Here is a 21,788-nt window from a genome sequence, read left to right on the forward strand (position 1 = left end):
GCGTTTAGAGTGAGACCTTGTTATCCTCGCGGTTCAAATCGATCCACATGGAGAGAGGGTCAAGGGCGAGGGACTTCGGTTTCTGAGCGAACTTAAGCTGAATCGAATTTACTCCTGATTTGATGACATGGTGGCTGCCCGGCAGCAGCTTGTCATCGGCACTGCGCGCGGCGACCTCCATATCCAGGGTGAAGTCGATATCCTTCTGCGCCCCTTTCTCATCGACATCGATCTTGCGACCGAGGATTTCCAGATCCACCGTCACGGATCCATCCGGATTTTCGGTGACCTTGTGCGACTGGATGCGGTTATCGTAAAGGATGACTTTGTTGAAGAGCTCATCAATCAAGGATGTGTGAGCGCCCAGGTCGGTCTTGAGATTGTTGACCAGGGCAGGAGCGGTGGTGAACGGGGGCTCCTGAAAGCGAACCTGATCAGCAAAGCGCCGGATGGCTGCGTTCAAAGCGTCCTCGCCCACGACTTCCTTGAGCGCGTACATCACCTGCGCGCCCTTGTTGTAGTAGATATAAGGCTGGTTTTCATTCAAAGCCAGAGGCCATTCCCGTTTGGGCTCCGAGGTGCGTTTGATCAAATAGGAGCGACCCTCATGCCGCAGGAAGCGTTCCACGTGCTCCTTGCCGAAAACTTTTTCCATCACCATGGTGGCACTGTATTGGGCCATGGTTTCGGTCAACGCCGGCGAACCCTGCACATCACCCCCAATGACCTGATGCGCCCACCACTGATGGGCCAGCTCATGCGCGGTGACATAGAAGGGATAATTGAAGTCCTCGGTACTCTTCGGGTCGATCTTGGCAATAAAGCCGATGCTTTCGGCAAACGGGACGGTATTGGGAAAGGACTGCGCGAAGGTTCGATAGCGCGGAAACTCCAGAATGCGGAACTGGCGATGCTGATAAGGCCCAAAGGCCTTGCTGAAATATTCGAGCCCGGCCTTGGACGCTTGAATCATGGTGTCGACGTTGTACTCATGGCCCTTCTGGTAATAGACCTCAATCGCCACATCATTCCAACGATCCTTCTTCACCTCATATCGAGCCGAAACGATGGAATAGAAATTCAGAATCTTCCTATCCATCTTGTATTCGAAATAACGCCGATTGCCTTCCGTCCACTCCTTTTGCAGGTAGCCGGGGGCCATTGCAATCTGATCGGCACTGGTGCTGATCGTTGCGGAGAAGTCTATCCAGTTTCCACTCTTTCCAATGTAGGTGAACTTCAGGGCGTCCACATCATCGATGGGATTGGCACGGGGTTTGGGCGCAAGGCCATGCTTTTCACGATCCTTGTCGAGCGAGAGTTCGCGGCCAGGTTCATAGCCGATATCGGGAAAAAAGGTGCCGTTATTGAAAAAGGTTCCATTGGCTACCAGGGATATTTCCTCGGCCCGCTCGCGAAAGCCACGGGGTTGATAGTCCAGTCGATAGGTCATGTGAACTTTGGTGCCGGGAGCAACCGGCTCCTGGAACGCGTAGATATAAAGATGAAGGTTCTTGTCATGCTGAACAAGTTCGGCAGGGCGATCGAATTCGAGCGTGAACTGATCCTGATCCACGGGGATGTGCAGGAGAATCCGGTCGATGGGCGCAGCCGCCTTGTTTTCGAGCGTGGATGACATCACGGTCTTGAGCTTTTGTTCCTCCGGGTAAATATCCGCTTTCAAATCCGTGGCGATGTACTGAAGCTGATCCCGTTTCTCCCACTCGGCCTTATAGGTCTTTTCATAAAAGGCCAGCAGGTTCTCGGTCTCCTCGTCGCTCAGGTAGGGAGTCAGGACGTTGGTATTGTAATAGATGTACGCTCCTTGCGACGCGAAGGCGACGAGGATCAGAGCCAGAACCCCGGCCAAGGGGCGACTGAGGCGCTGACGCGCCAGCTTCTGACGAAGAGACAGAGCGGAGTCCGTCCCGTAAGGCCAGAGAAGATAGGCCGCGATCAGTGCGATCAGTCCGCCGAGCCCCCAGTACAGCTGATAAGCATGGAGGTTCGGCAGGAAATGACCGTAGCCATTCATATCCGAGTAGGTCACCGACCCTGGGACCTTTCCTGGAAGATAGAGCACCTGGCTGAAGTCCAGCGTCGGCAGCACCACCACCTGGACGAGCATGAACGCCACGCAGAGGGTATGCCCGAGATATTTATTATTCACGAGGACGTGAACAAAGAAGAAAAAGCAGCTCAGGATGAGAAAGCGAGGATAGGAGATTAAAAACAGCGTGCGGACAACCTGATCCAGTTCGAAGTTTGTATAACCTTTAAAGACTTGAATCACCATGCCGGTGAGCCCACAGAGGGCCAGAAGGGAAAGGATCACCAGCTGCAAAGCCAGAAACTTGCTGATGAGCGGCAACCAGCCGGGTTGCGGCAGAGCATCGAAAATCTGACTCATGCGGCTCTGGCGTTCACGCCACAGAAGTTCGCCCGTATAAAAAATCTGGATGGCGATCAGAAAGGTAATGAAGATGCCGACCGTGGTCTCCAGAATATTGTAAGTCACGGGATAGGTGACGGTTCCGAACATTTCGCCGATATGGGGTGCCGAGATCAGAATGAAGATAATCCCGGCCAGAGCTATGCTGACGAAGAAGATATTCTTAAAGGAGGCGATGCTTTCAAAGAGAAGTTGACGCCCGAGCAGACGCAGACGGGACGCGGCATCGAACTGCAGAGGCACGGCCTTCCAGGTGAAGCGTGGGACGCTTTCCAGTGTGGATTCCGCCTTGTCCCGCAGCCGCCGCTGCAGATTTTTCTGAGTGAAGAAAAGGCCAAGGACCAGCATCACAAGACTGAAGCCAAGCCACAGAAGACGATTGTAGAGCAGGATGCCGGTCAAGGTTATCGGTCGGGTATCCTGTTCCATAGGTGACCAGTATTCCGTCAGGATATCGCCGGCCGTCGAACCGAAAGGATCCACCAGACCCCGCAGCGTCAGGTATTCGATTTTCTGGCTGAAGCTCATCGAAAAGATATAGCCGAGGTAGAGCAGGATGCCCATCACATAGACCGCCCCCATGCGTTTGGTGAAGGCGGCCACCGCAAAGAAGATACTGCCGAAGATGATGATGTTCGGAATGATGGTGGTGAGGTAGGGCAGGATATAGGCGCTGAGTTGTGTGTTGCCGAGCAGCGACGGCTTCAGCATGGGCAGGAACGTGCCGAGCAGATAGCCGAGCCCTATGCCCGAGAAAATAAAAGTGCTGAACGCGATGGCGCCGAGGAAACGGCCCAGATAGAAGCCGATGCGATGGGTGGGCGTGGCGAGTACGATTTGATCAATCTTCGCTTCATAATCCTTGCAGACCGCCTGGCCGAAGATGGGGCTGATGATCAGCATTCCCAGGAGACTGATCTGGAAAAAGGCGTTGTGAAGAGCATAGGGGCCATTCAACAAGGTCTTCGGGGAATTGCCAAGGGAGATGGAGATTCCCTTGAGACCCCCGGCGGTGAAATACACCACCAGAAAGGCGATCGTTGCCATCAGCAGAAAGTAGACATAGGTGGAAATCAGTCGTTTTCGGAGCGTGAGTTCAATCTTGAGATTGGTTATCAGACTTTGCATCATAGGACCAACCCCTTGATCGACGCAAAGTAAAAGTCCTCAAGGGTGGGCTCGGTGGGTGTGGCCCCGGTCGCGGACCAGTCCTTGCCGTAGAGCCGCATCACCTGATCACCCATGGACAGATGCATCGAGATCAGTTCGATAGGGACCGGTTCGTCCTGGCGACCGCGCGGCATCCGCTTTTCCCAGATCCTCCCGCGCAGCGAGGCCAGGGCCTCCTTCGGTGTCGTCTGCGCCAGGACCTGACCCTTGTTGATGATGGCGAAGTTCTGGCAAAGATCGCTGACGTCGCTGACGATGTGCGTGGACAGAATCACCGTGACGTCACTGCTGATATCCGCCAGCAGATTGTGAAAGCGCACCCGTTCCTCGGGATCGAGGCCGGCGGTGGGTTCATCGACGATCATCAGCTTCGGATCGCCGATCAATGCCTGGGCGATACCAAAACGCTGCTTCATGCCGCCTGAGTAGGTGGCCACCGCTTTTTTGCGAACATCATGGAGGTTGGTGAGCGTCAGCAGGCGTTCCACCAGCTCCTTGCGCTCCCGGCCATTGGCGATGCCCTTCAGCTGGGCGATGTAGTCGAGCAGATCGAGGGCCGAGGTCTTGGGATAAACATCAAACTCCTGCGGCAGGTAACCGAGCTGACGTCGCAACCCGGTCTTATCCTGCAGAACATTGCTGCCATGAAACGAGATCGAACCCGTATCCGGATCCTGAAGCGTGGCGATCGTTCGCATCAGCGAGGATTTGCCGGCCCCGTTCGGGCCCAGCAGTCCAAACATGCCGGCGGGAATATTCAAATTGATTCCCTGCAGGGCATGCACACCGTTCGGGTATGTCTTCGACAGATTCTGAATCGTCAGGCTCATGGCATTGTCCTCTGTTTATTATCCCAGGCAGCTGAGGGCTGCACGTATCACACGATCTTCAATTTGGGCGTGCTGGGCCGCGTCGGGAAATTCCGCGCGATTCCGGTTGACCAGCACACCCAATACGGCTGCAGCGCTCAGGCCAAATGTTGCACATTGGGTCAAAAGCGTGGCAACTTCCATCTCGAAGGACAAGACGTTGAGGTTCTTCATTTCTTGCAACTGCTCGGCGATTTCCCGGTGCACCCAGCCTTTTTTAAAAGAATCATGTCGATTTTGACCTTGATAGAAGGTGTCGCTCGAGGCGCAAACGCCCAGGTGATAGGGATACTGCTGGCGTTCCACCCCCTGGACCAGCTTTTGAACGAGGCGGAAATCCGCGACAGCTGGAAAGGCAAGTGGTGCCAAATGTCGCGACGCCCCATCCAGTCGGACAGCACCAGTCGGAATGATCACATCTCCGGGATTGATGGCATCCTGCAAGGCCCCGGTGGTGCCAATGCGAACAAAGCGTTTGATGCCGAGCATGGCCAGCTCTTCCACACAAATCGCCGTGGAAGGTCCGCCAATTCCCGTGGAGCAGACCAGAACTTCCTGCCCATGCAGCGTGCCGCGCATGGAGCGATACTCACGGTGAAAGGCCAAATCCCTGGGGTTTTCGAGATATCCGGCGATCTTCGGCACACGCCCCGGGTCACCGGGAAGGAAGGCGATGTCGATATGCTGCAGCTGGTCCCGGTCGAGACCGAGGTGAAAAACTTTGCCAATCATGATGGGCTCCTTGAAAAACAAAAGCCTATCATAGCCCGTGGTGCAGGCAAAAAAAAGCCCCCCGAACCATATGGGATCCGGGGGGCAGGAGCACTTTCACTTCAATCGTTCAGCCAGTCGCTGTCTCAAACGCAAGCTGGCCATCCTTGAGCTGGATCTTCAGAACATCACCTGGTTTGATACTTCCGGCAATGATCTGCCGAGCCACCTTGTTTTCCACTTCCTTCTGGATGTAACGCTTCAGAGGCCTGGCGCCATAGACCGGGTCATAGGCGGACCTGGCGATAAACTCGCTGGCCTCAGGCGAAAGCTCCAGACGCACACTCTGTTCTTCCAGACGCTTCCGCAGTTCGCCGACCATGATCTCGACGATCTTGGTGATCTGCTGCATCTGCAGAGGTTTGAACAGAACGATATCATCCACCCGGTTCAGGAACTCAGGACGGAAGGATGCTTTCAATTCCGCATGCACCTTCTCCACCGCCGATTCCTTCAGGTGACCGTCGGACTGAATGCCTTCGATCAGATACTGCGAACCGATGTTGCTCGTCATGATGATGATCGTGTTCTTAAAGTTCACCTTGCGCCCCTGATTGTCGGTCAGATGACCATCATCCAGGAGCTGCAGCAGAATGTTAAACACTTCCGGGTGCGCTTTTTCGATCTCATCAAACAGCACAACCGAGTAAGGTTTCCTGCGCACGGCTTCCGTCAGCTGCCCGCCCTGATCATAGCCCACGTAGCCCGGAGGCGCCCCGATCAGGCGTGAAACCGCATGTTTTTCCATATACTCGGACATATCGATACGGATCAGATTCTCGGCCGTATCAAACATCTGTTCGGTCAGAGTCTTGGCCAGCTCGGTTTTCCCCACACCCGTAGGGCCGAGGAAGATGAACGAACCGATGGGACGGCGTGGATCCTTGATCTGCGCCCGGGCCCGGATGATGGCATCCGCCACGGCCTGGACGGCTTCCTCCTGGCCGACCACGCGCTTATGCAGAGCCTCGTCGAGGTGCAGAAGTTTCTCGCGTTCGCCTGCGACCAGTTTTTCCACGGGAATGCCGGTCCAGCGACTGATCACCTGGGCCACTTCCGCTTCGGAAACCTCTTCACGCAGAAGGGTCGTGTTGCGTTTGCCGCGCGCTTCCTCTTCCGCAGACTTCAGGCGCCGTTCCGTTTCCGGAATCAGACCGTGACGCAGCTGAGCGGCCTTATCGAGATCGTAGTTGCGTTCCGCCTGCTGGAGTTGAATGCCCAGCTGTTCGAGTTCGCGGCGGATATCCTGCACGCGCTTGAGCTGGTTCTTTTCGTTTTCATACTGATCTTCGAGCAGTTTGGTCTCCTTGCGAAGATCCTGCAGTTCCATCTGCAGGGCTTCGAGGCGCTTTTTGCTGCCCTCATCCTTTTCCTTCTTCAGAGCCGCTTCCTCGATTTCCAGGCGCATAAGGTTCCGGCGTTTCTTGTCCAGTTCCTCGGGCACGCTGTCGATCTCGGTGCGGATCATGGCGCCGCATTCATCGATCAGGTCGATCGCCTTGTCGGGCAGAAACCGATCGGTGATGTAGCGGTCGGAGAGTGTGGCCGCGGCGACCAGGGCGCTATCCTTGATGCGAATGCCGTGATAAAGCTCGAAGCGTTCCTTCAGGCCGCGGAGGATCGAAATCGTATCCTCGACCGAGGGCTGATCGACCATCACAGGCTGGAAGCGTCGTTCCAGAGCCGCATCGGCCTCGATATACTTGCGATATTCGTCAAGGGTGGTGGCCCCGATACAGTGCAGTTCCCCGCGGGCGAGCATGGGCTTGAGCATGTTGCCGGCGTCCATCGAGCCTTCGGCCTTGCCGGCGCCGACGATGGTATGAATCTCGTCGATAAAGAGAATGATGCGGCCTTCACTGGCTTTCACTTCATTCAAGACGGCCTTGAGGCGTTCCTCAAATTCACCGCGATACTTGGCGCCCGCGATCAGCGAACCCATATCGAGCGAGAAGATGGCACGATCCTTCAAACCCTCGGGTACATCACCGCGCACGATCCTTTGCGCCAGACCTTCCGCAATCGCCGTTTTCCCCACACCGGGTTCACCGATGAGGACGGGGTTGTTCTTGGTCTTGCGGCTCAGGATACGCACCACGCGGGCGATTTCCTGATCACGGCCGATGACCGGATCCAGTTTCCCGGCTCGCGCGGCCGCCACGAGGTCGATCCCGTATTGATTCAGGGCATCATAGGTGGCTTCGGGATTGGAACTGGTCACCCGCTGATTGCCGCGCAGATCGGTGAGCGCTTCCAGAAAACGCTGTTCGGTCAGGTTGAATTCTTTCAGCACTCGACCCGCTGGCGTTTGCTCGCCGGTGCGGATGATTTCAAGAAAGACGTGTTCAACGGAGACATAGTCGTCTTTGAGTTTTTTCGCCGTTTGCTCGGCCTTGGCCAGCAGGGCGGATAGATTCTGGGCGATGTATATTTTTTCCGGATCAAAGCCTGAACCGGAAACCCGGGGCTTTTTTTGGATTTCCTGATCGACCATTCTCGTCAGTCGATCCAAGGGGATATCAAGCTTTTGAATCAGCTTGGGAATAATACCGTTTTCCTGAGCCAAAAGGGCCTTCAGAACATGCTCTGCGTCAACGGCGCTGTGCCCCTGCGCTATGGCAAAATTCTGAGCCTCTTTAATGGCTTGCTGAGTCCGCTCTGTAAATCGATTGAAGTCCATAGGTGGCTCCTTCCTGCCTCGTTCTCCGACAAACTTGAGTCGTCTTCGAACTTTGTCAAGGAGCCGTCCCCAGGTCACAACGACTTTTGATACAGTATCCTCACCAAACTCGTATGCATCGTCCCATCCTTGGCCTTGGCGGCAACTTTCACCACATGCGGATATACATCATCCCCTTTGCCCAGAAGGACAAAGGTCTGCGTCTCAAAAACCCAGGCTTTCGGGTTCGCCGCATCCTGAGCAAAACTCAGAACTTTCAAATCCGCTTCCGGTTCGTAAGGCTCGACCGTCAGCGTCGCAGAAATCTGCGTGGGATCGAAGCTCACCGCCTGATCCTTGCCCACTTCCACGGCCAGCTGGGCTGCGGAATCGACCCGCACCACACGTTCCGGAGCGCCGATGGTCTGCACGAGGTTATCGAAGCCCTGCTTATCCTCCTGCAATCCGGACTGCTTGTTCTGCAGAAAGAACGCGTTGAAAAAGAGGTTCTCAATCGTCTTGAGCTTCGCTGCAGCATTGCGTCCAGCTGCCACGGGATCCCCGCCACCCGCTGTCGGGCGACCGTCGGTAATGAAGTAAACCGCCTTGCGGCCCTTCACATTCCGCAGGAAATCATAAGCCTGATCAAATGCCGCCGCATAGTTGGTGGAGCCGGAGACGTTGGCGTTATTCACTGCCATCTCCTGATTCGCATAACTCGGATCGGGCGGAATATAGCTACAGAAATTGCTGAGCTTGCTGGCCTCGTCGAGACGCGTGCTTTTGAAGGTTTCCGCATCCACCGGGGCGGTGGTGTGCGAACGCACGATATTGCTGGCAAAGGTCACCGTGCCGACATTCACCTTATCCCCGGCCTTGAATTTGGCGAGGATCGCTTCGACCGCCTGCAGGCGACCGCAGCTTTTCACATTGCCCACCATGGTCCGCGGATCATTGCCCGTGGCCGGTTGAAAGCTCATGCTGCCAGGATCCGGTGTGTTGGGACCCATGGATCCGGAGAAGTCGATGATGAAGAGCACGGTCAGGTTATCCGAGACAGTCGGACAGAAACGGCCTTTGACGTTCATCACCACGCGCGCATCATTTTGAACCTTGATGTCCGCGTTCTCTTCCGGCGAAACCCGAATCGTTTTTTCCGAGCTCATTTCGCAGCTCAGATCCGAGGGACTTTCCACGAGCGTGGACGTGCCGGGAATAGGGCCGCCGCTGTCACGGGTATCCAAATTGTTCGGAAGTTTGGAAATGTCCAAAGGAGTTTCATCAAAAGCCAGGGACGGAGGAGAGCCGGTTGCGCTTGCCGATCCGGCCTTGAATTTACTGCCGCCACAGTGGGCGATGAGCAGGGTCAACGCGAGCAGGGGAATCAGTCCTATCAGCTTCATGGTGCATCTCACTTCTAACGAGGTACGGCTACAGCAGGTGCTTGGCAGCCCATGTGCAATGGGTGTACCACGAAAAACTTCAGCAGTTTTGCGCCCTATTTTCGCAGACGTAAGATTTCTGCGCGCCTCGTGTCGAGGAAAAAGACAATTCTTACCGTGATTCTGCCGGCCGCCTTGAATGCACTTACCGCTTTGTAAGAATTTGTAACATATTGATGTGAATAAGGTATTGGGCGGTCCCAAAAACGTACGCGCAGAAAGTTTAGGCTCCCGAGGGGCAGGTCCGATAGAACCGTAGCTTTCATGCAAAGTTAGGGGGGACCAATGGACTTTTTTAAGAGACGCGCCCTGTGGTGCGCGCTCCTGGTGACTGCTTGTGGCCCAGGCCAGGAAACGGTGCGTGGCCGGGCCCACCTCTATGTTCAGCCCGCCGTTCCACAGGATGAAGAGGTGACCACCGAGGACACCATCATCATGTCGAGCGATCCCAACCAGGCCGTCGTCTTCGATGGCAACGTTATCCCATCGTTAAGTCTGGCGGCCGAGGTTGATCAAAGCACTCTGCCAGCAGGCTGGATGCAGGATATTTTCGCAATTCACAAAATCGATGCGAACCGGACCCTCGTCTTTGGCAAATCCAAACAAACCTGGCTGCTCGATGAAACCCAGGGCGGGGTTCTCAGTCGCCTGTCGCTGGACCTGAGCCCGCCCGAAGGGGAACGCCTCTATGTTTTGGAAAATCAAAACTTCTGGCTCGTCGGCAGGAATAATCTGGGCTTTCCTTCGACTCTTTCCCAAAATCCAAGCCAACTGACTCTCGTCAACATCGTGCCGGATCTGATGAAGGATCCCGCAAATCCACCACGCGTGCTCTACGCCGGGCCGCAGCGCATGATCCTGGCCAGCGAAAAGCGAACCAATATCGTCTTGCTGGACGGTGACAGAGCGCGGGTCATTGCCCTCGATTTTCCCAAAATGCGCGATGGGACTCCCGTGCCCATAGCCTCGGCCGGCCTCATGCAGGATGAGGAGGCGTTCTGGTTTCTGGCCCCCGAATATCTTCTGCTGCTTCGCAAGGCGGGAGAGGATCGCTGGCGCTGGGTGATCAGCAGCTTCCGGGTGGACATCGCCGGAGTTTTGCGTGAGGATCCCACCGACCTTGCGATGCTCGTCAGCGCGGAAGCGGACGGTGGTTTCGCCTATGTCGGCCGCACCTTTGAACTCATGGCTGGGAAAATCTTTGAACAAAATCCCCTGAAGCTGAGCGTGGATATCAATGCGGATCCGGCTCTGGACCCTTACTTTATCAATACCGTGCAGCCGCTGCTCAAGACCTACTGCACCCCTTGTCACGTCGGTGCGGAAACCTTTCCCAGCGTGAAGGCCAGCGCGGCCGCCTTTGCCCAGAGCATCGCCAATGGCAGCATGCCCAAGAACATGGCCCTCACGCGCGAACAGATCAAAACCCTGACGGATTATTTAAACAGGGTCGTCGCCATGCCCTGAAGCTGGTCGTGGGCATGACACCGAAGCTCCAGACAAATCCCTGATTTCATGGAACAGAGACCGAGGCATCAAGCTTGCAAGCTGCCTCGGTCTTGTCTTTGGATTCACCAACTGGAGTTCCTCATGCTGTCCAAGATGCTGCTGACCTGCCTGGCTCTGACCGTAACCTCATCCGTCTGGGCCAATACCCTGGATTTCAATGTCACGGCGCGCAAGGGCCAGGTGAATAATGTCGACTGGAACGGGACAGAATTGGGTTTTTCCTATCTCTTTGACCTCAATGATGCGATTGCCGTGGGACCTTATCTCAGCACCACCCGTTGGGATATTTCCAATGATGACTTAAAAGTTGATTCCAAAGCGGATGATCGCGAGTTCGGTCCTGAGATTCGCTTTGTGGCGCCACTGGAAACCCTGGAGTTCCTGGCCGGCGCCTCCTATTCCCTGGTTTCCAAAGGAACAGCGGAAACCGAAGGCGGACAGACGGCTGACCTCGCGGTGCGCGGCCTGCGTTTTAAAATCGGTCTCGGTCTGCCCTTCGAAAGCGGTGCGGCTCTGAATTTCTGGTTGGTCAAGGGCCTGCAGGAAGTGGAAGTGAAAGCGGCCCATGACAAGGCCCATGAGGACCTTGATGACATCGGTCTCGCGCTGAGCCTCGGCTTTTAAGTGCCTTTTGATTCTTTTGCAAAAACCTTGTTCGCACGTGGGATCCACTCTATCATGAATCATTCCCTCTTGAGCATGCGGAGCCACACGTGCGAAGCCTTTACTGCGGACTCTTCATCAGTCTCCTCGTCCCTCTGAGTTGCAAGACTGTTCGTCCCGTTGCAGTCGAACTGAATTCCTTGCAGACCAATTGCCAGGAACCGATCACTTTGCAGTCATGGCTGAAGCCTGATACCAGCTGCACGGCCGATGGCTTTTATCCCGGTCCTGAGGAAGCCCGCAAACGCGATCAGTCTCCCTGGATCCCCTGCAACGATGTGGAATGGATCAACGATACCCAGGATCTCTTCGGTCCCGGTGCCGGCAATGATGCCGATACCCTGGCCCTCTCCACCTACCATCGCATCTATCGCGACTGGCTCGGCAAGGCCGATCGTTTCACTCCGGATATGGCCGGTAAGGTCTTTCAAAACTTCGATCAGCCTTTGCCTTTCAACCAGGACAATCCCATCCTGGAAAGTGCCATGGCCAGCACCCTCAAGGATCTCATTCGCGGCGCGCAGCATAATATCGTGATGGATATCTTTATGCTCGGCGGCAGCTGGGGCGCCGATATCCTGCATGACCTGGGAGCCGCCGCCGACCGCGGGGTCGAGGTGGTCCTTCTGCACGACAACGTCTCCAAGTTTTCGGTCGGCAACGAAATGGATCCACTCTGGCAGGCAGCGAAGCAGTTTTCCCTGAAGCATCCTCGATTCGTCGCTTTGGACGCCAATATCCGTCCGCCGCAGCGGGCCTCATCGCTGCCTGTGGGCCTGGAAAAACTCGGGGGCACGCTTTCCGGTCTGATGGATCTGATCACGTCGGTAGACGGCAAAAGCGATCACAGCAAGATCATGATCATCGATGGACTTTATACGAAGTCGCCCGACGAGTATGCGAATCTCAAGCCGCATGTCCTCGTCACGTCACGCAACCTTGTGGATTCCGCGGGTTCATTTTATCCCGATCAGGGCGTGGTGATCCGTGGCCCGGCGGCCGTCGTAACCCTTTTGCATTATCAGAGCGATCTTTTCTGGGCAGCGGATCAGGCGAAGAAAACCAAACGCCTGAATGCGGACGATGAAAAACTTTTGCAGTCGGTGCAGCAGCGTCTCGAAACCCTGCGGACGACACCAACCCTGATCAAAGGTCAAGGCTGGGTGAGCGTCCAGCCGCTCCAGGTCAGTGCCAATGATGAGATTCGCAACCTCGATACCAGCATCATACCGCAGATCATGGCCGCGGAACGCAGCATCGATATCCATGGCCGCGTCGCCTACAACTGGCCCCTGGCCATGGCGTTGAAGGAAGCGATGGCCCGCGGCGTAAAGGTGCGCATCATCCTGGATCAGCAGACCCGTCTGAGCGCTCTCGGCAATGCGGTGCTGCCCTATATGCTCGCGGAGGCGCCACGCCGTCTCGTGGATGGGCGCGAATCCAAACAGCTCGTCGATGACAGCGGCCGCATCATCAAGGAAAGCGAACTGCCCATCAAATGGTTTCTGCCGCTTCATCCGTCCCAAAAATTTGGTCGCAGCGATCGCAGTGACCTCGTCCAGGCTCTGAACGCCAAGACCATCATCATTGATGGCCGCCTCGCCCTCTTCGGCAGCGCGGATCTTGATGCCCTGACCTGGGCCGGCGGTTTTCGTGAATATGCGGTCTGGGTCGATGATCCCGCGCTGGCGTCGGAATCCGCAAGACAGTTCGATCGCCTCTGGAATCATGATTTTCTTACGGTCAGCCACAAGGTTTGGCTGGGCGAGGCGGAACCGTCGGCCGAGGTCGTGCGTTATCTGAAGGCACGTCAGGAGGCGGCCGGCTGTGATCCGCAGGCGGAAGCCTGTCAGCCGGGTTTCATTCTGCAGGGTGGCAAGGCCTTTCCGGCCAAAGCCCCCCAGCGCAATGTCCTGAAGAATATCCTGGCCGCCGACGCCGATCGCCTGCGGCTCCTGATTCCGGCGAAGGTCGTGCAGGACGAACTGGGTCGTCCCAAGTGCCGCAAACTGTGATCACATCGGTGCGTTGGGGTCGATCGGCTTGTTCTGCAGGATGCCTTCGATCACATCCAGGACCTTGTCATCCATGCGGTTTTGCAGTTCGCCGGCCTTGAGTGTTTCCAGCAGCTGCTCCGGACGTGAAGCCCCCAGGATCACTGAGCTGACGTTGCGATTCTTCAAACAAAATACGATAGCCATCTGTGCCATGCTCATGCCCAGCTCACGCGTGAGTTTTTCCAGCTCACGCACCTTCATGATGCGCATCTGACCTTCCGGCGATTCCAGTTCCCCCCGCAGCCATTCATAACCTTTCAGGGTCATGCGTGATTCGGGAGGAATGCCGAGGTTATACTTGCCACTCAAAATTCCGGACGCGAGCGGCGACCAGATGGTGGCGCCGTAACCCAATTCGGAAAACACCCGCGCGTATTCCGCTTCAAAACGTTCCCGATGAAACATGTTGTACTGAGGCTGTTCCATCGTGGGTGGCGTGAGATGGAATTCCCGCGCGATGCCATGCGCTTCAAAAATCTGCTGGGCGCTCCATTCGGAGGTGCCCCAGTAAAGGACCTTGCCCTGCATGATCAGCTCGTGCATGGCGCGCACGGTTTCCTCAACAGGCGTCGTGGGATCGGGCCGGTGACAGTAGTAAAGATCGAGGTAATCCACGCCCAGTCGCTTCAAAGCGGCATCTCAGGCATCGCGGACATGCTTGCGACTCAACCCGCGCTGGGTGGCCCTTTGCCCGCCCCAGAAGACCTTGGACGATACGATATAGGTGTCGCGGCCCCAGTTGGTGTCGCGCAGCACCCGGCCCATGATGACCTCCGCCTGGCCGCTCGCATAGGCTTCGGCATTATCAAAAAAGTTCACGCCGGCTTCATAGGCCACGCTCATCAGATATTTGGCTTTTTCATAGTCCACCTGATTATGAAAGGTCACCCAGGAACCCAGGGACAGTTCACTTACCTTAAGCCCGGACTTTCCCAATCGACGATACTGCATACTGTTTCCTTGTGAAGCTTCAGAGGGTGTAAGGCGACCTCAGGATCACCAGTTTTTCGCGGCTGAGTTCCATCATGCTCGGCAGGATACCGCCGACGCCGAGCCCCGATTCCTTGCGCCCACCAAAGGGCATCCAATCCGCGCGGAAGGCGGTGTGGTCGTTGACCAGGATCGTACTGGCGTCCACCTGCTGCACGAACTGGAGGGTCTTCGCCATGTTCTGCGTAAAGATCGCCGCTTGAAAGGCGAAGCGACTCGCATTGATGCGTTCGATGCAGGCACCGAGGTCATCGTAAGCATAAAGACCGAGACCGGGGCCGAAGATTTCATCCTTGTAAAAGGAACAGGTGCGCGGCGCCTCCTCCACCAGCGCGGGTGTCAGACAGCTCGCGCTCAAACGCTCGCCACCGCAGAGGAGTCGGCCGCCGCCGGTCGTGGCTTCCACGATCCAGCTTTGCACGCGATCCGCTTCCTGAGGACGGATCAAAGGACCGACATCCGTTTGCGGATCCAGGGGATCACCGGTTCCGAGTTTCTGCAAGGCGGCGATGAGCCGTTCCCGACAGGCATCCCGCAGCTGCCTAGGGACAAAGACGTTCTGCACGGACACACAAACCTGACCGGCATGGTAGGTTCCGCCTTTGACGATCAGAGGAATCGCCTGGTCAAGGTCAGCATCTTCGGCCAGAACCAGAGGGGCCGTGCCGCCATGTTCCAAAATTGCGACGGAACCGGGCGCAAGCTGGCGTCTGAGTTTCCAGCCGACCGCAGCCGAACCGATGAAAGACAGCACTGCGACCCGGGGATCGGCGGCAAGTTTTTCGGTGAGCGTATCCTCGATGAGGAGGAACTGGCACCAGGACTCCGGCAAACCGCAGTCATTCAGGAGTTGAAGGAAACGCTGACAGGTCAGCGGCGTTTTCAGAGACGGCTTGATCAGGACGGGGCAGCCCACGGCCAGCGCGGGGATCACTTGATGCACGATCAGATTCAAGGGATGATTGAAGGCACTGATGGCCAGCACGAGTCCGCGCGGTTCCCGGCGGGTCATGGCCCAGCGTTCGCTCGTGGCGGCGCTCAGACCCATGGGAATTTCCGTACCGTGCCATTCATAGAGGGCCGCGATGGTCGCCTGAATGGTCTGGACCGCTCGCATGGCCTCCACTTTCGCGTCCTGCAAGGGCTTGCCGCCTTCCGTGGCGATCAGCTGCGCATACGCATCGCTGTCCTTGGCGAGCGCGGCCGCCACAGACTGCAGAAAGCTCAGGCGTTTGTCCTTGGTCCAGCTCTGAGGCTTCTGACTCAGGCGGTAACCGGCCTCCACACGCGCTTCAACGTCCGCTTCACGGTCGAACGGAAGCGTGGCGAGGACCTTTTGATCAAAGGGGGATCGCACGCTGCATTCTTTCATAAGGAGGCTCCTTTCCTGCACACTTCAGCCCGTAGAATAGGTTCGTCCCTCTGTCTCATGCAATATGTTAGGCTGGCGTCGATCGATCGGCGTTTTTTTGCTAAGATGGTTCCATGCCAATGAGGAAAATACGATGGACGAGCTCATAACCTACAAACCAGGCGAAATGATCTTCAAACAGGGCGATGAAAGCAAATCCATGCTGATGATCAAGGAAGGCAGCGTGGAAGTGTTCAAGGACACGCCGCAGGGCGAAGTGATCCTGACCGTGCAGAACGCAGGGGAAGTGGTGGGGGTCCTCACCTTTTTCAGTCACGGCCGTCGCCTGGCCTCGGCCCGCGCACGCACTCATGTCGAAGGTCAGATGATAGAACGAAGGGACGGCATGCCGGACCCCTTGGCCAAACTGCCGAAATGGGTGCAGGTCGTGCTCAAGGAATTTGCCCAGCGCCTCGGGCAGATGAATGAGCAGTTCGCCAGGACCTACAACGAAAAGAGCGATCTGATGGATCACGTGCTGGATCCTCTGCTCATCTCCACGCAGGTGGCCGACTGTCTGGCTGAACTCGGGCGATTCAAGGCGAAAAAATTCCCTGATGGCCGCGAGATGATCGTGCTCGATGAGCTCGTATCACTGATCGAAAGCTGCCTTGGCTATCAAAGATCCCAGCTCAATCGCGTGCTCGACATCTTTAAAAATACCGGCCTGATGAAAGTCGAGATCGAACAGGATCACGGCAAGGAGGTTCTGTCGCTGACCGGCGCCCTGCGCCTCAAGTGGTACTCGGAATTCGTGCACAGCGCAAAGTCCGGCAAGAATCGCCGCCTCGTGCAGTCCTCGATTCCTTTCAAGCAGCGCCGCGTGCTGTTTGGCCTCAGCTCCTATGTTCAGAAGACCGGTGGGGATATCACAAAGAACTTCAGCATCGAGCTCGCGGAGCTGGCGGAAAAATTCGAACCCCTGGTCAAGCTCCCTCTTGATCAAGTCAGTATTGAATCCGCAGAAAAACTCGGTCTTTTGCAGCTGAAGAAAGCCGGCGAAAAAACGACTCTGACGTTTCATCCGACGATGATGACGCGCACTTTGATTGCGATCAACACCATCAAACGGCTCCGGTCCGATCCCAATGCGGATTTCGAAGCCGAGGATGAAAAACAGGCGTCGTGACGGCCGGCCGGAAATCGTGTTTGACTTCGGCTGGTGCCTCGCATTTAATGGCTCTATCGCTGAAGAAAGACGATAGCCGGAAGGATGGAAGGCCAAGGTCTTCCCATGATCCCAAGGTTGAGGTTTGATCTCTTGGTTTTGTGGGCCTGCCGAACGCAGGCCCAAGTTTTTTGCGGGAAACGCTGGGTTTCAGCAGTTGGTGTCGGCGGTGAGGTAACATTCCCGGGACTGGATGCCTATGTTGTTCTGGTGGAGCTTGATCTCACCCTCTGGCGTAGCCTCGATTTCATAGACGCCATAACCCGGCAGATAAATGCTGGTGACGTAACCTTCTTCCAAAAGATGACTGATGCGAGCCAGATCCCCGCTGCAGAGCACCAGCGTGGTGACCTCATGCTGCTCATTTTGGACAAACTCAAAGGTTTGAAGCATGATCAAAATGCCGGTTTCGCCATTTCGGGCGAAGCCCGGACTGGCGGTGAACCATAGGGTGGTCATCAGAGCATAAATGGCTGCGCGCATCAACTGACTCCTGTTAGGGATGCTCGGTCATAAGTATTGACCATAATGTCAATAAAGACTGGTATGGCTCCCTGGTTCTGCGAGGCCTCCTTCAAACGATCGCTTTTTTTGGCAAACTCACTGACCAGTTCGATCAGCTCCTTGTACGCCGACAGACTCAGCGAGGCGGAAAGGTGGGCCAGACGCGCGAACTGGGAACCAACCAGGGACTTATCGTAGTAATCAGCATCCTTCTTGATCTGATGCAGGATGTCATCGGCATTCATGATAAAGGAGCCGCGGGAGGGATGACTCACGCGGTTATTGCGATCCTCAAACAGGAACTTGTCTTCCAGCATCTCATCCAGTGCCGTCACGCCCCGCTCGCCGAGGATACGAAACACATCCTTGCGGGTGGTGCCATGCGCGGTGAGAGCCATCTTCAAAATATAATTGTGCGGGTCTTTGAAGCGATACATGCGCAGCTTGAAGTGATCAAGCCCGGGTTCCTCGGCCGGCTGACTTTGGGCTTCCTTGAGCAGGGCGCCGAGCGCCGGGTAATGGGTTTGCAAAAACTGCAGGCGCTGGGCTTGCGGCATCACGACAAGAATCAGCGAAAGTATTGTTTCATCCCGAACATCGTTCGCCTCGTTTTGCAAAATGCGGCGAATCGTGGAATAACTCACGCCCGTTTTGTTCGAGATCGATTGAATGCTGAGATTCTTATGATTGTCCAAATAGCTGGCGAGTGCTGCCTGAAGCTCCGCCAAAAGCGTTTTGGATGCCATCGCAACAACTCCTTTTACGAGGTGCGAAACCGACCTTCGGCAAAGATCCTGGATAAAAACCTGCAGCGCGCGGCTTGCGGTTCGCATCGGACAGGAACATTCCATTTAAACTTTGCTCAATTAAAACAATCCAGGTCGTCTTTGTCACGCGAAAATTTAGGGATTCGATTTGGCTGAATTGTAGCAGAGGGTGGGGGCCGATTTCACGCTGCTTGCGAGCAAGTCAAAATTAAGAAAGGCACCGGGGACGCAGAAGGGCAAGGGCTTCGGACACCGGTGTTTTTTAGGAAGGATTCAAGGACGGAACGAAGGATCGTCCTGCATTTTCTTCAGCATTTGAAAATGATCGCGCAGGAGTCCACCCAAATCGAAGTAACGGGCCGGCTGCAGATACGCGTTCATCACCGCGGCGCTCCTGCCACTCGTGTGTCCCGAGAAATCATGCAGGCAATGACCGAGTTCATGATAAACCATGATCTTGAGTGTGATGGCATCCACCAGGGTGGTTCCCGCCTTGCCTTCGCTGTTCGGGCGCAGGATTTCCACAAAGCGCAGGCCGGGCCGTCTTTGGCAATGACCGAGCAGGGTCGCGTCCGGTGCTGCCTGGATGTTGACGTGATCGGTCCACATCAGTCCTTTGAAATCCTGAAGCGTCTCTTCGGAAACCGGCACGCCAGCTGCCGCAGCATCCGCGATGTACGCATCGAGGTGCGGTTTCAGGTCGGGATCGATATAGAGGTTGGCCGGTGGCGTGTAGGTGCTCGTATCGTAGTTCACGTGATCCTCACCACAGCTCACAAGGACGAGCAGAAACCAAAGGACAAGGATCATTCGGAAGGGGTTGGTCAGCAGCAGCATAAAAGGCCCAGCATGGAGGTGAAAGGACTCCCCAAGAGTCCTTGCTGAAGGCCTTATAGGCGGACCGCATGCTGGTGTCAATACGGCGTGTAATAATTGTTTAAGCCCATGATTTTTTGGGGCTTTATGTATAATTCTGCCTTATGCCCGCCCGCAGTTTGGAGCAGTCTGACTGATAAAGGTCAGCCTTTCACTGAACCGACCGTCAGGCCGGAAACCACAAACCGGGACGAATAAAGAAAGAGAGCCATGCTCGGCAGGGCAATCACCACCGAACCGGCGGCAAAGAGACCCCAGCGGGCGTCGTAGCTGCCACTGAATTCCATGAGACCCAGGGTCCAGGGACGCAGGGACACATCATCGATCAGCGTGGAGGCGAGCAGAAATTCGCTCCAGGCGTAGGTAAAGGAAAAGAGAAAGGCAATGGCCAGGGCCGGGGTCGACAGAGGCAGGAGGATGCGGAAAAAGGCTGAGGCGGCGCTGCAGCCATCGACCCGAGCGGCCTCTTCCAAACTCTTCGGCACGGTTTCAAAATAGCCTTTGAGCACCATGATCGAAAAGGGCAGGGTGGTCACCGACATGGCAATGACCAGACCCGCATAGGAATTTCCGAGATTCAAACTCTTGATCACGAGGTAAACCGGAATGATCATGAGCGGTGCCGGAATCATCTGCGTCATAAACATGAAGCCAGACGCAAAGCGTTTGCCGGGAAAATCAAAGCGGGCGAACGCATAGGCCGCGGTCGCAGCCAGAAAAACGCCGATCAGCGAGGCTGATATGGAAATGATCAGACTGTTATAAATCCACTGCAAAAACAGATGGCGGGTGAAAAGGTCGGTGTAGTTGGAGTACCAGGCGCGGGGACCTGTCTCGGCGCTGGCGGCATCCAGCTCGGCGAAGGGATCATCCGCGGCAGGAGCCGGGGTTTCCTCCGGTGCGGTGGCCTCGGACGGGGCCGCAGGCGGCTGACGCATCGCATCGATCAAATCCTTCGGCACGATCGCATCGCCGATAAATTTCAGGTAGTCCAGAACGGTCGCCTCCCCGCGTGGCGGAAAGGGGCGGCTGGCCATGGAACTGACCGTATCGGTATTGCGAAAGGAAATGGCCACCACCCGAAAGATGGGGAAGGTGGAAAGCGCACAGGCGAACAGAAGAATGCCATGCACAAGGGCCAGGCGCGGCAGGGAACTCGTGGCGATACGGCTCATGGTTAAACCCTCGAAGAGCTGAAGTTGGTACCGGGTGCCAGAGGCGCTTCCTTTTCCTTGGGTTTCGAGCGGGGTTTGATGTCCTCCGGTTTTTTCTCGCCGGTCAGCTTCAGCTGGAGCCAGGTCAGAACACAGAGGATGGCAAAGATCACGAACGAATAGGCCGCCGCGAAACCATAACGGTAATAGGTGAAGCTTTGTTTGAAGAGGTCGGTGACCAGAATATCCGCCCCTTCGTAACGCCCGCGATCGGTCATCAGATAAATCACGTTCAGATTATTGAAGGTCCAGATCGCTCCCAGAAGCGACGCCGGGACCATCACCGGCTTCAAAAGCGGCAACGTGATATGCCGGAAGCGGCTCAATGTCCCCGCTCCATCGATTTGCGCCGCTTCATAAACGCTTTTGGGAATCGACTGCAGCGCCCCGAGGGCGTTGATCATCATAAAGGGAATGCCGAGCCAGATATTGACAATACAGGCCGCGGTGAAGAGAGCGGATGGATCGGTAAACCAGCTGCGGGTTTGAAAGCCGAGCCAGGTCAGAGGTTCGATCAGTCGCCCGCCGATTTCAAAGGACACGAGCTGATTGGTGACCTGGATGAACTGGTTGATGAAGCCCACGCTTTCATTGAAATCCGCCCGCCAGACCAGAACGGCGATGACCTGCGGCATGACCCAGGGCAAAGTCAGAATGGTGCGATAAAGGCCCATGCCGCGCATGCCCGGTGTGTTCAGGCAAAGCGCCAGAGCCAGACCGAGTCCCACGTGAAAGACGACATTCACCACAGTCCAAAGGATCGTGCGGCCGAGCACCACGACAAAGGACTGCCCGGTGGCGCGATCGCGGAAGACTTCAAAATAGTTCTCAAGCCCAAACGCTCCCGCCAGCGGGACTTCCCCTTTTCGAATCCAGTCGGCAAAGGTTTTCAAACTGAGGTCATGAAAGGAGAGAAAAAATTCATAGAGCAGGGGGTAAACAAAGAGCAGGGTGATACCCAGGACGGCTGGCGCCAAAAACCAGGCGGCAGCCACATAGCGACCTTTCAAATGGTATTTGAAATAGAGGCCAACCAGAATGGGCAGGGTCATGGCAAAACCAGCCGTCATCCACGAGGAGCCCGCGGCCTTGAAGAAAAGACCCAGGCTGATGCCGAACATGATTTTGATCGGCAGATAGAACCGGTCGTTCCACACCTTGTAGTTGATCAGCATGTAGCCAAACGCTGCCCCGAGGAGCAGCAGAAGGATCAGGCCGAGCTTCATAAGCTCAAGGATCGCAGGCATCATCGATAAGTTCATTCCG

At 55.9% G+C, this 21,788-nt stretch carries 15 protein-coding genes and 1 pseudogene; 4 read left to right on the top strand and 12 right to left on the bottom strand.

All coding sequences use genetic code 11. The features are described from left to right. Positions 1-4: 4 nt before the first annotated feature. From OLTU_RS11615 to OLTU_RS11635, 5 genes are all read right to left on the bottom strand, one after another. Complete coding sequence (locus tag OLTU_RS11615; RefSeq protein WP_141732927.1) at positions 5-3,583, bottom strand: ABC transporter permease/M1 family aminopeptidase; 3,579 nt, start codon at positions 3,581-3,583, stop codon at positions 5-7. Continuing rightward, positions 3,580-4,452, bottom strand: coding sequence for an ABC transporter ATP-binding protein (locus OLTU_RS11620; RefSeq protein WP_141732928.1), 873 nt, complete (start codon positions 4,450-4,452; stop codon positions 3,580-3,582). Before OLTU_RS11620 ends, OLTU_RS11615 begins: the two co-directional genes overlap by 4 nt. A gap of 18 nt (positions 4,453-4,470) precedes the next feature. Then, positions 4,471-5,226 (bottom strand): uridine phosphorylase, encoded by a 756-nt coding sequence (gene udp, locus OLTU_RS11625; RefSeq protein WP_439956691.1) that lies wholly within the window; start codon positions 5,224-5,226, stop codon positions 4,471-4,473. Between the two features lie 106 nt (positions 5,227-5,332). Continuing rightward, on the bottom strand, positions 5,333-7,942 hold the full coding sequence (gene clpB / locus OLTU_RS11630) for an ATP-dependent chaperone ClpB (protein ID WP_141732930.1): 2,610 nt from the start codon (positions 7,940-7,942) through the stop codon (positions 5,333-5,335). Positions 7,943-8,016: 74 nt separating this feature from the next. Further along, positions 8,017-9,324 carry a vWA domain-containing protein gene (locus tag OLTU_RS11635; RefSeq protein WP_141732931.1) on the bottom strand — a complete coding sequence of 436 codons (1,308 nt, stop codon included), beginning with the start codon at positions 9,322-9,324 and terminating at the stop codon, positions 8,017-8,019. 324 nt (positions 9,325-9,648) lie between these two features. Here OLTU_RS11635 and OLTU_RS11640 point away from each other — a divergent pair, with 324 nt between their 5' ends. The 3 genes from OLTU_RS11640 to OLTU_RS11650 all read left to right on the top strand — a co-directional run bounded on the left by OLTU_RS11640 (position 9,649) and on the right by OLTU_RS11650 (position 13,550). Then, positions 9,649-10,830 carry a hypothetical protein gene (locus OLTU_RS11640; RefSeq protein ID WP_141732932.1) on the top strand — a complete coding sequence of 394 codons (1,182 nt, stop codon included), beginning with the start codon at positions 9,649-9,651 and terminating at the stop codon, positions 10,828-10,830. 123 nt (positions 10,831-10,953) lie between these two features. Next, positions 10,954-11,496: a hypothetical protein gene (locus tag OLTU_RS11645; protein WP_141732933.1), complete on the top strand. Its 543-nt coding sequence runs from the start codon at positions 10,954-10,956 to the stop codon at positions 11,494-11,496. Between the two features lie 89 nt (positions 11,497-11,585). Further along, positions 11,586-13,550, top strand: a complete 1,965-nt coding sequence (locus OLTU_RS11650) for a phospholipase D-like domain-containing protein (protein WP_141732934.1) — start codon at positions 11,586-11,588, stop codon at positions 13,548-13,550. Here OLTU_RS11650 and OLTU_RS11655 read toward each other — a convergent pair. After that, positions 13,551-14,543 (bottom strand): annotated as a pseudogene (locus tag OLTU_RS11655) (potassium channel beta subunit family protein). Positions 14,544-14,562: 19 nt separating this feature from the next. Next, positions 14,563-15,954: an aldehyde dehydrogenase family protein gene (locus tag OLTU_RS11660; protein ID WP_141732935.1), complete on the bottom strand. Its 1,392-nt coding sequence runs from the start codon at positions 15,952-15,954 to the stop codon at positions 14,563-14,565. 133 nt (positions 15,955-16,087) lie between these two features. On the opposite strand from OLTU_RS11660, the gene OLTU_RS11665 reads away from it, so the two are divergent. Then, on the top strand, positions 16,088-17,122 hold the full coding sequence (locus OLTU_RS11665; protein WP_176736538.1) for a Crp/Fnr family transcriptional regulator: 1,035 nt from the start codon (positions 16,088-16,090) through the stop codon (positions 17,120-17,122). Positions 17,123-17,311: 189 nt separating this feature from the next. Here the strand turns inward: OLTU_RS11665 and OLTU_RS11670 are convergent, their stop codons facing one another. The 5 genes from OLTU_RS11670 to OLTU_RS11690 form a co-directional block, all read right to left on the bottom strand. Then, complete coding sequence (locus OLTU_RS11670) at positions 17,312-17,644, bottom strand: hypothetical protein (RefSeq protein ID WP_141732937.1); 333 nt, start codon at positions 17,642-17,644, stop codon at positions 17,312-17,314. Beyond that, a complete protein-coding gene (locus OLTU_RS11675; protein ID WP_141732938.1) occupies positions 17,644-18,411 on the bottom strand; it encodes a hypothetical protein in 768 nt (255 codons plus the stop codon). Before OLTU_RS11675 ends, OLTU_RS11670 begins: the two co-directional genes overlap by 1 nt. Before the next feature lie 294 nt (positions 18,412-18,705). After that, positions 18,706-19,269: a hypothetical protein gene (locus tag OLTU_RS11680; protein WP_141732939.1), complete on the bottom strand. Its 564-nt coding sequence runs from the start codon at positions 19,267-19,269 to the stop codon at positions 18,706-18,708. 182 nt (positions 19,270-19,451) lie between these two features. Continuing rightward, positions 19,452-20,483: a sugar ABC transporter permease gene (locus OLTU_RS11685; protein WP_141732940.1), complete on the bottom strand. Its 1,032-nt coding sequence runs from the start codon at positions 20,481-20,483 to the stop codon at positions 19,452-19,454. Between the two features lie 2 nt (positions 20,484-20,485). Then, the gene (locus OLTU_RS11690; RefSeq protein ID WP_141732941.1) at positions 20,486-21,784 is read right to left on the bottom strand and encodes a carbohydrate ABC transporter permease; all 1,299 of its coding nucleotides are present in this window, start codon (positions 21,782-21,784) and stop codon (positions 20,486-20,488) included. Positions 21,785-21,788 lie beyond the last annotated feature (4 nt).

Source organism: Oligoflexus tunisiensis, from assembly GCF_001748245.1.
GTDB lineage: Bacteria > Bdellovibrionota_B > Oligoflexia > Oligoflexales > Oligoflexaceae > Oligoflexus > Oligoflexus tunisiensis.